Source organism: Oceanobacillus polygoni (assembly GCF_008304605.1).
Classification (GTDB): Bacteria; Bacillota; Bacilli; order Bacillales; family Amphibacillaceae; genus Oceanobacillus; species Oceanobacillus polygoni.
This window is the reverse complement of sequence record NZ_PIJY01000043.1, coordinates 1-1141: the sequence shown is the minus strand read 5'-3', so window position 1 is coordinate 1141 and position 1141 is coordinate 1. Positions and strand designations below refer to the sequence as shown.

Below are 1141 nucleotides of genomic sequence, written 5' to 3'. Positions count from 1 at the left end.
TTGTTTTAAAAAGAAAACTTAGTTTCTTTTTTCTTGACATACTGGTTGTTTTGTTCAGTTTTCAAAGAGCAAATTTGTTTGTTGCTTTTTTTAAAATCGACTTTATTAATGTATCACAAGTTCCATTCTGTTGTCAACAACTTTTTTTGAAATATTTTTTCAAAAAGTATTCTTTTCTTTAATAACATTTCAAAATGGATAGCTTCGATGATAAAAGTCAGTTCTTTTGAATATTTTGGTGGAGCCTAGCGGGATCGAACCGCTGACCTCCTGCGTGCAAGGCAGGCGCTCTCCCAGCTGAGCTAAGGCCCCATATGTATTATAAAGATAATGGTCGGGAAGACAGGATTCGAACCTGCGACCCCTTGGTCCCAAACCAAGTGCTCTACCAAGCTGAGCTACTTCCCGTAATGGCGCGCCCGAGAGGAGTCGAACCCCTAACCTCTTGATCCGTAGTCAAACGCTCTATCCAATTGAGCTACGGGCGCATATGGTGCCGAGGACCGGAATCGAACCGGTACGGTAGTCACCTACCGCAGGATTTTAAGTCCTGTGCGTCTGCCAGTTCCGCCACCCCGGCAAGGGCTTGGAGCGGAAGACGGGATTCGAACCCGCGACCCCCACCTTGGCAAGGTGGTGTTCTACCACTGAACTACTTCCGCGCTTGACAAATTTTAAATGATGCGGGTGAAGGGACTTGAACCCCCACGTCCGAAGACACTAGATCCTAAGTCTAGCGCGTCTGCCAATTCCGCCACACCCGCAAATGGTGAGCCATGAAGGATTCGAACCTTCGACCCTTTGATTAAAAGTCAAATGCTCTACCGACTGAGCTAATGGCTCGAAAATATCACACATCATTTAAAAACTACTATTGATTTTTTTGCAGAAAATGGTGCCGGCCAGAGGACTTGAACCCCCAACCTACTGATTACAAGTCAGTTGCTCTACCAATTGAGCTAGGCCGGCGAATGGTGGAGGATGCAGGGCTCGAACCTGCGACCCCCTGCTTGTAAGGCAGGTGCTCTCCCAGCTGAGCTAATCCTCCAATGCATATGCGCCTGGCGGCGTCCTACTCTTGCAGGGACAAAGTCCCAACTACCATCGGCGCTGAAGAGCTTAACTTCTGTGTTCGGGATGG

9 tRNA genes and 1 rRNA gene are annotated in these 1141 nt (G+C 47.7%); all 10 read right to left on the bottom strand.

What is annotated here, in order from left to right:
- Positions 1-236: 236 nt before the first annotated feature.
- Positions 237-312: transfer RNA gene (locus F1560_RS18900), tRNA-Ala, on the bottom strand.
- A gap of 19 nt (positions 313-331) precedes the next feature.
- Positions 332-408: transfer RNA gene (locus F1560_RS18895), tRNA-Pro, on the bottom strand.
- Between the two features lie 3 nt (positions 409-411).
- Positions 412-488: transfer RNA gene (locus F1560_RS18890), tRNA-Arg, on the bottom strand.
- A gap of 3 nt (positions 489-491) precedes the next feature.
- Positions 492-580: transfer RNA gene (locus F1560_RS18885), tRNA-Leu, on the bottom strand.
- Between the two features lie 7 nt (positions 581-587).
- Positions 588-662 (bottom strand) — tRNA-Gly (locus tag F1560_RS18880).
- Between the two features lie 20 nt (positions 663-682).
- Positions 683-764 (bottom strand) — tRNA-Leu (locus F1560_RS18875).
- Between the two features lie 3 nt (positions 765-767).
- Positions 768-843 (bottom strand) — tRNA-Lys (locus tag F1560_RS18870).
- A gap of 50 nt (positions 844-893) precedes the next feature.
- Positions 894-969: transfer RNA gene (locus tag F1560_RS18865), tRNA-Thr, on the bottom strand.
- Between the two features lie 3 nt (positions 970-972).
- Positions 973-1048: transfer RNA gene (locus F1560_RS18860), tRNA-Val, on the bottom strand.
- Positions 1049-1059: 11 nt separating this feature from the next.
- Positions 1060-1141: ribosomal RNA gene (gene rrf / locus F1560_RS22805) — 5S ribosomal RNA — on the bottom strand; the annotation flags it as partial.